Raw genomic sequence first — 9,864 nt, 5'->3', positions numbered from 1 at the left:
TGGCCCTGCGCGGCGACGGCCAGCACTTCATCTCGCTCGATAGGGTGATCCGCACCATGCGTGACACCGGTGCCGACATGCACGACAAGTACAAGGAAACCTCACGCGGCGGCCTGGCGGTCAGCGCCATCGAGTGTTGAGCCCCGCTACCCCGTCCATCGCCAATCGCTTCAGGTTCCGCTCACAGGCCCGCGTCGAGGAGAGCTAGGCATGTCCAGTTACGAGGCGTTGCAGCCGCCCGCAGAACTCGCCCTTTCGGCGATCGGCTTCCTGCTCAGCGACAATTTCAGCCTGATCGGCCTGGCGGCGGTGCTTGAGCCTTTGCGCCGCGCCAATCAGTTTTCCGGGCGCAGCCTCTATCGCTGGCAGACCCTGACTATGGACGGTCGTGCCGTGCGCGCCAGCAACGGCATGCTGGTGACGCCAGATGGCGCTGCGCACACGGAGCCGGCGCTGGATGCCTTGATTCTGTGTGGTGCCGAAAGCCTGCAGCGCGACTGCGATCCCGAGCAGATCCGCCTGCTGCAGAATCTGGCGCGGCGGGGCGTGCACCTGGGGGCGCTGGGGAGCGGCAGCTGGGTGTTGGCCAGTGCCGGTCTGTTGCAGGGCTACGCGTGTTGTACGAGCTGGGACTGTCAGGTGGATATGCGCGATACCTTTCCCGCTGTCTCACTCAGCCCGCAGCGCTTCGTGCTCGACCGTGATCGCTACACCGCCGCGGGGGGCACGGCCGGGCTGGAGCTGATGCTGCAACTGATCGGCCGCAGCCATGGGCCTGCGCTGGTGGACGCGATCAGCGAAACTATGGTGCACGAGCAGCTGCGCAGTGAGTCTGGGCCGCCGCAGATGTCGTTCCGCCAGGCATTGGGCAGTGCCCAGCCGAAGTTGCAGGAAGCGATAGCGCTGATGGAGGCCAATCTCGAAGAACCCATCGAACTCGATAAGCTGGCACGCTATGTCGAACTGTCGCGGCGCCAACTCGAGCGGCTGTTCTGCCAGTATCTGCGTTGTTCGCCGTCGCGCTATTACCTGAAACTGCGCCTGCTGCAGGCGCGGCAGATGCTCAAGCAGACGGCCTTGCCGATAGTGGAGGTGGCCAGCAACTGTGGCTTCCTGTCCCCGCAGCACTTCTCCAAGTGCTATCGCGAACACTTCGGTGTGGCGCCGAGCAACGAGCGTTTGAGCAAGTCGCAACTCTGCCGCCTGGCCATGCACTGAGCGCGGCAGGTGTTCGTAGCCTGGATGCAATCCGGGGAAGTCTGCTGCCTGCACAGCCGCTCCGGGATTACATCCGGGCTATGGCTATGGGGGTTGTGTAGGGTGGATCACGGCGCGTAGCTGACGCTTTTTTCATCCACCATCGCTATTGGTGGATGGGTGAAGCGTCATCCACCCTACGAGGTCGCGGGTCTAGCAAATAAACATAGGATCTACGCGCTGTGCCTGGATTCACCGCTACGGACCTTTTTATTGGCGATGTACCCGTTCACTGTTGCATGGCGTCGGCACTCTAGGAGCGGCCCATAGCCGCGACCGCTGTTGCGCGGGCATGGGACAAGGTGTCTCCCTCCGCCCCTACGGTGTGCATCTATCGCCAGCGGCCGTACAAACAACCCCATTGCGTGTTGCGAGGCGATAGCCGTAGATACAGTCGGAGCGCGTAGCCTGAGGAGCAAGGCGACGTAGCCCAACGAGCATGCCTCCACACGCCATTCTGCGGATCGGCGGTTTCCTCTGCTCTTTGCCACAACGCCCCGTCTCGGTTCGCACCGGGCGGGGCTTTTTTGTGTCCGGGCGGCTGCCCTGGAGCGTAGCGATCCCCTCATCCATTGCGTGCCTCTTTTCAAGCGGCTTACAACGCTTCGGTATATGCCTGGGCAGGCGCAGCGGATCTGACCAACTTCGGGTCGGAAACGTACAAAAACCGGCTGTTTGTATCTGTTGCAATGCTTTCCAACGGCTAGCCAGACCGGTGGGCCGAGTCACTGGAAAACAACAAGGATCAACTCCATGCAAATGCCCAAGACGCTCAGAATTCAGAACGGTCAGAAGGTCCAGTCGACCTTCTCCGCCCAGGAATATGCCAACCGCCAGGCCCGACTGCGTGACCACATGGCCGCCGAAAACATCGACGCGGCGATCTTCACCTCGTACCACAACATCAACTACTACAGCGATTTCCTGTTCTGCTCGTTCGGCCGCCCCTACGCCCTGGTGGTGACTCAGGACAGCGCGGTGACCATCAGCGCCAATATCGATGGCGGCCAGCCATGGCGGCGTACCGTCGGCACCGACAACATCGTCTACACCGACTGGCAGCGTGACAACTTCTTCGTCGCCATCCAGCAAGCCCTGCCCAAGGCGCGTCGCATCGGCATCGAGTTCGACCATCTGAACCTGCAGAATCGTGACAAGCTCGCCGCCCGCTACCCGGATGCGCAGTTGCTGGACATCGCCGCACCCTGCATGGGCATGCGCCTGATCAAGTCGGTTGAGGAGCATGCCATGATTCGCCACGGCGCGCGTATCGCCGACATCGGCGGTGCCGCAGTGGTCGAAGCCCTGCAGGATCAGGTGCCGGAGTACGAAGTGGCTCTGCACGCCACCCAGGCGATGGTGCGCGAGATCGCCCGCACCTTCCCCGACGTCGAATTGATGGACACCTGGACCTGGTTCCAGTCCGGCATCAACACCGACGGCGCGCACAACCCGGTGACCACGCGCAAGGTCAACAAGGGCGACATCCTCAGCCTCAACTGCTTCCCGATGATCGCCGGCTACTACACTGCGCTGGAACGCACCCTGTTCCTCGACCATTGCTCCGACGAGCACCTGCGTCTGTGGCAGGTCAACGTCGAGGTGCACGAAGCCGGTCTCAAACTGATCAAGCCGGGCATGCGCTGCAGCGACATCGCGCGCGAGCTGAACGAGATCTTCCTCCAGCACGACCTGCTGCAATACCGCACCTTCGGCTACGGCCACTCGTTCGGCACCCTCAGCCACTACTACGGCCGTGAGGCTGGCCTGGAGTTGCGCGAAGATATCGACACGGTTCTCGAGCCCGGCATGGTGGTGTCCATCGAGCCGATGATCATGCTGCCCGAAGGTCTGCCAGGTGCCGGTGGCTACCGCGAGCACGACATCCTGATCGTCAACGAGCACGGTGCGGAGAACATCACCAAGTTCCCCTACGGTCCGGAGAAGAACATCATTCGCAAGTAAGCCGGCCTGCGCGGCAGCAGAGACACGTCTCTGCTGCCGCGCAGTCATTACCCAGGCCGCCAGGCCAGGAGGCAACAGGGTGAATACACCAGGCAAGCCACTTCGCTGGATCTCTTTAGCGTGCCCATGGGCGCTGTGGGCTGCGGCGTTTCGCCGTCAGTACTCGGCACTGATTGCCTGGTGGCATGCACTGCTGCCGGACGAGGCTATCGCGCTTCTGCAGTTCCCCCCGCACCTTGGTCAGCGGCCTGATTTCGCCATGGCCGTGGGCTACAGCCCTGAACCTGCCGACTACCCCCGCATGGCAATCGATGGCTCCGCCAGGCATGTCCCGTTGGTCAAGCAGAACGACAATCTCCCTGGAGAACAGCAACCATGAACAACAGTGTCTTTGTGGGCGAGTTGACCTGGAAGGAATATGAGGCCTCCATCGCCGATGGCGAACGCGTGCTGTTTCTACCGGTCGGTGCGCTTGAACAGCACGGCCACCATATGTGCATGGACGTCGACGTGCTGTTGCCCACCGCCGTCAGCCGTCGGGTGGCCGAGCGCATCGATGCACTGGTGCTGCCGGCACTGCCCTATGGCTACAAGTCGCAGCAGAAGTCCGGTGGCGGCAATCACTTCCCGGGCACGACCAGCCTGGATGGCGCCACCCTGACCCATAGCGTGCAGGACATCATCCGCGAACTGGCGCGCCACGGTGTACGCCGGCTGGTGCTGATGAACGGGCACTACGAGAACTCCATGTTCATCGTCGAGGGCATCGACCTGGGGCTGCGCGAGCTGCGCTATGCCGGGATCAATGACTTCCGCGTAGTTGTGCTGTCCTACTGGGATTTCGTCAGCGATCCAGGGGTTATCGCGCAGCTCTACCCGGATGGCTTTCTCGGTTGGGACATCGAGCATGGCGGGGTGTTCGAGACCTCGCTGATGCTGGCGCTCTACCCCGAGCGGGTCGATATGGACCGGGTGGTCGATCACCCGCCAGCCCGTTTCCCGCCGTACGACGTCTTTCCCATCATCCCGGAACGTACCCCCGCTTGCGGCACCCTGTCGTCCGCCCGCGGAGCCAGTCGCGAGAAGGGCGAGCTGATCCTGAGCGTCTGTGTAGAGGGTATCGCCAAGGCGGTCGAGGAGGCTTTCGCAAGCGTCCCCTGACAATGCCAACCCGACAGTCGAATGTCATCGCCCACTGATTCATACAACTACAAGAATGATCGAGAGGCTAGCATCATGAATACGCAACCATGCGCGGTGGAAGCCGCGGCCACCCTATCCAGGAAGCCCCTGGAGGTGCAGGTGAACATTTCCCAGAGTGCTTGGCTGAAGGGCCTTAATCCCGCGGTTACCTTGGGCTCCCTAGGGTTGATCGTCAGCGTGGTGATCGGCCTGCTGCTGTACCAAGATCAGGCGGCTGCGCTGTTCGACCGGATCCGCAGTGCCATCACCTACGCCTTCAGCTGGTATTACGTGCTGATCGCGGCGTTGTTTCTATTCTTCAACGCCTGGCTGGCGTTCAGCCGTTTCGGTCGTATCCGGCTGGGACGTCAGGACGAGCGTCCCGAGTTCGGCTATTTCTCCTGGTTCGCCATGGTCTTTTCCGCCGGGCAGGGTATTGGCCTGATCTTCTGGAGCATCGCCGAGCCGATGTTCCATATGCAGGGCAACCCGTTCAGCACTACGACCATGAGCGCCGAGGCGGCGGAAACCGCCATGCGCATCACCTTCTTCCACTGGGGCCTGCATGCCTGGTCGATCTATTGCATCGTCGCCCTGGCGTTGGCCTATGCCGCTTTCCGCAAGGGCCTGCCGCTGACCATTCGCTCGACTCTGCGGCCGCTGTTCGGGCGCCATATGGATGGCCCCTGGGGTCATGCGGTGGACATCCTGGCGATCCTGGCGACCATCTTTGGCGTGGCGACTTCCCTGGGCCTGGGCGCGCAACAGATCAACGCCGGTCTGAGCCGGCTGCTGGGCCTGGAAAGCTCGGTGTTGGTGCAGCTGTGCCTGATCGGGCTGATCACCCTGGTCGCGGTGGCCTCTGCAGTGTCCGGGGTCAATCGTGGCGTCAAGCGGCTCAGCGAGCTGAACATCATATTGAGCATCGTCCTGATCCTGTTTTTCTTCGTCTGGGGCCCGAGCCGCTACCTGGTCATGTCGCTGATCGATGCCACTGGCGACTACCTGGCGCACTTCGTCGAAATGAGTTTCTGGATGGACGCCAGCAAGCAGGATCCGGCCGCCTGGGAGGGCTGGAAATCCAGCTGGCAAGGCTGGTGGACGGTGTTCTACTGGGGCTGGTGGTTGTCCTGGGCACCTTTTGTCGGGGTGTTTATCGCCCGGGTTTCCCGTGGTCGCACCATTCGCGAGTTTATTCTTGGCGTGATCCTGGTGCCCTCGCTCATGACCTTCGTCTGGATTGCCGCCTTTGGTGGTACCGCAGTAGGCAATGAACTGTTCGATCAGGGCGGGATCGCCACTGCGGTCTCCACCGATGTAGCCAGCGCCTTCTTCGCCACGGTCGACTCCATGTCCCTGGGCGGGTTGGGTACCATGGCGCTGTGGCTGGGAACCTTGCTGATCGCCACCTACTTCATTACCTCCGCCGACTCCGCCACCCTGGTGCTGACCACCATCATGTCCCACGGCGCGATCCACCCGGCCAAGCGCCATCGGGTGTTCTGGGGTGGCCTGCAGGGCTTGGTCGCGGCGGTACTGCTGGTGGTCGGGGGCACGGCCTCGCTCGCCACCTTGCAAACCGCGGCCATCGCCAGTGCGCTGCCGTTCTCTTTGATCATGTTGCTGATGTGCTGGAGCCTGACCAAGGCCCTCCACGCAGAAGTTCCTGTGCCCGCCTGAGGCGCCGCCGGCCACCTCGGTGCGGGGTGGCTGGCTCTTGTCAGGTTCAGCCAGCAATCATTCCTACAAATATAAAAAGAGGATTTTTTTCATGAGTTCCTGGGTACTCACGCTCTTCGTCGCGCTCAACATTCTCATGCTCCTGACCGCGGCCGGAACCTATCTGTGCCGCTGTGCCAAAGAAAAAGCCGGACAGGTGGAGTAAGCACGATGGACTTCTACGAGCTGTTCAATTGGGGCCTGCTGATCGTCACCTTCGCGGTGATGATCCTGATCGGCTTTGTCTCCTCGCGCAAAGTCAAAGACAGCGAAGAAGGTGGCTTCCTCCTCGCCGGCCGGAGCCTCGGTGCCTTCGTCGGCGCCAGCACCATAGTTGCCACCGGCTTCAGCGGCTGGGGTTTCATGGGCTCGCCAGCGGTGGCTTACGAGTTCGGCGTCATCGAGTTGCTGGGCAACTTCTTCTTCGCCCCGGCGATGATGATCGCGGTGCTGTTCTTCGCCAATCACATGCAGAAGCGTGCCCTGCACATGGGCAGCAACACCATTCCCGAGTACATCGGCCAGATCCATGGTGGCGGCGCCGGCGGCCGCGTGCTGCAAGGGGTGGCAGCGGTCATGACGATCATCCTGCTGATGGTGTTCCTGGTCAGTCAGATCAAGGCAGTTGGCATGCTCGGCGCCTCCTGGCTGAACATCGACATGACCAGCAGCGCCTGGCTGATGATTTCGGTGATCATCCTCTACACCATGCTCGGCGGCCTGGCTGCAGTGGCCTGGACCGATACCGTGATGGTCTGCGGCATGGCGCTGGCGGCGGTGGTGATCATGATTCAGGTATTCACCAGCGTCGACCTGGGGCTGTGGGAAAGCAACCTCAACAGCATCGACCCGAACCTGCTCAACCCGAGTACGGCGGCGCCCTATGGCGAAAGCAAGGCCTCGGTGTTCCTGGTTTTGCCCTATGCCTTCCTGTTCGCCGCGGTACTGCCGTACATGGCCATTCGCTTCCTGGCATTTAGGCCGAAGGTGAAGATGCACAAGGTCGGTGTGTATGTGGCGATTCTCGGCGGTATGCTCAGCCTGATCCCGATCGTCGGTCTGTACATGCGCGCCTTCGGCCCGCAACTGTCCGATCCCGACAACGCCATGCCGATGTACCTGCAGACCTTCATGCACCCGGCTCTGCAGGGCTTGATCACTCTGTTCATCATCTTCGCCATGAAATCCACCGCCAACTCGATGCTGCATACCGTGGCGTCGGCGACCTCGCATGACCTGCGCCTGGCGCTGAACAAGCATGCCGAGGCGGACTCGCCGCATGCCCTGACCGTCAACCGCATCGCGGTGGTAGCGCTGGGCCTGCTGGGGCTGCTGATGATGATGTATGCGCCGCCGTTCATGCTGTCGTGGCTGGGTATTCTCGGTTCCGGCACCCTGCTGGCGGCGATGATCGGCCCGGTGTTCATCTCCACCTTCTGGCAGGGCAACGTCGCCGGCGCGCTGACGGCCATGCTGGTCGGCTTCTTCACCAGCGGCGGTCTGTTGCTGAGCACCGATATCGGCTGGGTCGAGGGGCCGCTGATTGGCTGCCTGGCCTCATCCGTCTGCTACGTGGCGGTGTCCATCCTCACTCGCACTCGCACTCGCACTCGATTGCCGGTGCTTCAGCGCGGGCGCTAACAGGCTGGTTTGCACGGGGCCGCGGGCTTGCTCAAGTCCGCGGCCTTTTGCTGTCCGTGGTTTGGCAACGCCGCGCCACAATTACCCGCCATGTGTTGTGGCGGGTCGGGGGCCGTCAGTTCAGCACGCTCTGCTTGCGTTCACCGCGCGGCGAGTGGCCGAAGAGCCGGCTGTAGCACTTGGAGAAGTGCGCCGGCGAGGCGAAGCCGCAGGACAGGGCGATGTCGCGTACCTGCGCCTCGCTGCGCAGGAGCAGGTCGCGGGCGCGTTTCAGGCGTAGCTCCAGATAGTACTGGCTGGGTTTGCGTTCCAGGTATTTGTGGAACAGCCGCTCCAGTTGGCGTACCGACATCTCGTTGAGCTGGGCGAGTTCTTCCAGTTCCAGCGGCTCCTCCAGGTTGGCCTCCATGATCGCGACTATCTGGCTCAGCTTCGGCTGGGTATTGCCGAGTTTCTGCCGCAAGGGCACGCGCTGCTGTTCGCGGGAGCCGCGCATGCGGTCGCAGAGCAGCAGTTCGGCGGCGCGGGTGGCGATCTCCACCCCGTCCGGTTCGCGGGCGATCAGTTGCAGGGTCATGTCCATGGACGCGGTGCCGCCGGAGCAGGTGTAGCGGTCACCGTCCAGCTCGAACAGCTGATTGGAGATGATGATGCCGGGGAACTTGTCCTTGAGCTGCTCGATGTCTTCCCAGTGGATGGTGCAGCGGTAGCCCTTGAGCAGGTCTGCGCTGGCCAGCAGGTGGCTGCCGGTGCAGATGCCGCCCAGCGGCACATGGTGCTGGGACAACTTGCGCAGCCAGTTGAGCAGGTTGCGGTCGTGCTTGGCCGGGATCGGGTTGGAGCCGACCACGAACAGCGCATCCAGCTCGGGGGCGTCGCTGATCGAGTGATCCGGCACCACGCACATGCCGTTGCTGGCGCGCACCGGCTCGTGGTCGGCGGCGATCAGCAGGGTGCGGTAGAGGGTGCGTTTGGCGGCCAGGTTGGCCATGCGCAGGGTCTCGATCGCGCAGGCGAAGCCGATCGTGGTGAAGTTGGGGCTCAGCAGGAAACCAAAGGTTTTCACCCGCGCGGCAGGCTGGCTCTCGGCCGGTGCCAAGGGGGGCGATGCTGGTGCCATTCTTTCCTCCTCCACTGCGCCGCTCGCGCTTGCTGGCAGGCCATGGGCCGGCAGCCGGGGCAACGGTGCGTTTTATTGTTGTTGGACGGCAGGGTGACACCTGCGTCGGCTGCAATCTTACACCCATTGCCGAACGCTTTGAGCGAGCCGGGCATGCTCAGCTGCTCCGCCAGCAGACCAGTTTGAACACTTTCGCGTCGGAAATGAGCAAACGGTCGCCAGGTGCATTTCGCACAATCCGCTGCAACAGGCGTTATCCATTCCGCCCCCAGTCGATGCGCACCGCAATGCGTCTGCTGATGGCTCCCAAACGGGAGTGGGGCTGGCGCTACGTCCTGATCAATAACAACAGGCGACCCAAGACTGTCGCAGGGAGAATCGAGATGTTCAGCAAACACGACCAGATCCAGGGCTACGACGACGAACTGCTGGCGGCGATCAACGCCGAAGAGGCGCGTCAGGAGCATCACATCGAGCTGATCGCCTCGGAAAACTACTGCAGCCAGCGGGTCATGCAGGCCCAGGGCAGCGGTCTGACCAACAAGTACGCCGAAGGCTATCCGGGCAAGCGCTACTACGGCGGCTGCGAGCATGTCGATGTGGTCGAGCAGCTGGCCATCGACCGTGCCAAGCAACTGTTCGGCGCCGACTACGCCAACGTCCAGCCGCACTCCGGCTCCTCGGCCAACAGCGCCGTGTACCTGGCGCTGATCAATCCGGGCGACACCATCCTCGGCATGAGCCTGGCCCACGGCGGCCACCTGACCCACGGGGCCAAGGTGTCGTCGTCCGGCAAGCTGTACAACGCCGTGCAGTACGGTATCGACACCGCCACCGGGCTGATCGATTACGACGAGGTCGAGCGCCTGGCCGTCGAGTGCCAGCCGAAGATGATCGTCGCCGGCTTCTCCGCCTATTCCAAGACCCTGGATTTCCCACGTTTCCGCGCCATCGCCGACAAGGTCGGTGCCCTGCTGTTC

Annotated in this window: 7 protein-coding genes and 1 pseudogene; 7 read left to right on the top strand and 1 reads right to left on the bottom strand. The window is 62.5% G+C overall.

The genetic code is table 11. The features are described 5' to 3' along the window. The 6 genes from R3355_RS24075 to R3355_RS24050 all read left to right on the top strand — a co-directional run. The coding region (locus R3355_RS24075; protein ID WP_318963570.1) for an L-serine ammonia-lyase, iron-sulfur-dependent, subunit alpha at nucleotides 1-140 on the top strand (140 nt) is incomplete at its 5' end. Nucleotides 141-210: 70 nt separating this feature from the next. Then, nucleotides 211-1,218, top strand: a complete 1,008-nt coding sequence (locus R3355_RS24070; RefSeq protein ID WP_318963655.1) for a GlxA family transcriptional regulator — start codon at nucleotides 211-213, stop codon at nucleotides 1,216-1,218. A 792-nt stretch (nucleotides 1,219-2,010) separates the two neighbouring features. Next, a complete protein-coding gene (locus tag R3355_RS24065; protein WP_318963654.1) occupies nucleotides 2,011-3,222 on the top strand; it encodes a M24 family metallopeptidase in 1,212 nt (403 codons plus the stop codon). Between the two features lie 375 nt (nucleotides 3,223-3,597). Then, the gene (locus R3355_RS24060; RefSeq protein ID WP_318963653.1) at nucleotides 3,598-4,383 is read left to right on the top strand and encodes a creatininase; all 786 of its coding nucleotides are present in this window, start codon (nucleotides 3,598-3,600) and stop codon (nucleotides 4,381-4,383) included. A 75-nt stretch (nucleotides 4,384-4,458) separates the two neighbouring features. Next, nucleotides 4,459-6,084, top strand: coding sequence for a BCCT family transporter (locus R3355_RS24055; RefSeq protein WP_318963651.1), 1,626 nt, complete (start codon nucleotides 4,459-4,461; stop codon nucleotides 6,082-6,084). 210 nt (nucleotides 6,085-6,294) lie between these two features. Beyond that, on the top strand, nucleotides 6,295-7,764 hold the full coding sequence (locus R3355_RS24050; RefSeq protein WP_318963650.1) for a sodium:solute symporter family protein: 1,470 nt from the start codon (nucleotides 6,295-6,297) through the stop codon (nucleotides 7,762-7,764). Nucleotides 7,765-7,879: 115 nt separating this feature from the next. Here the strand turns inward: R3355_RS24050 and R3355_RS24045 are convergent, their stop codons facing one another. Continuing rightward, nucleotides 7,880-8,884, bottom strand: coding sequence for a GlxA family transcriptional regulator (locus tag R3355_RS24045; RefSeq protein ID WP_318963648.1), 1,005 nt, complete (start codon nucleotides 8,882-8,884; stop codon nucleotides 7,880-7,882). Between the two features lie 383 nt (nucleotides 8,885-9,267). Here R3355_RS24045 and glyA point away from each other — a divergent pair. Beyond that, nucleotides 9,268-9,864: pseudogene (gene glyA, locus R3355_RS24040) on the top strand (serine hydroxymethyltransferase); the annotation flags it as partial.

This window comes from Pseudomonas sp. (assembly GCF_033723075.1).
Lineage (GTDB): Bacteria > Pseudomonadota > Gammaproteobacteria > Pseudomonadales > Pseudomonadaceae > Aquipseudomonas.
The sequence above is the reverse complement of the archived record's forward strand: the minus strand, read 5'-3'. Positions and strand labels throughout refer to the sequence as shown.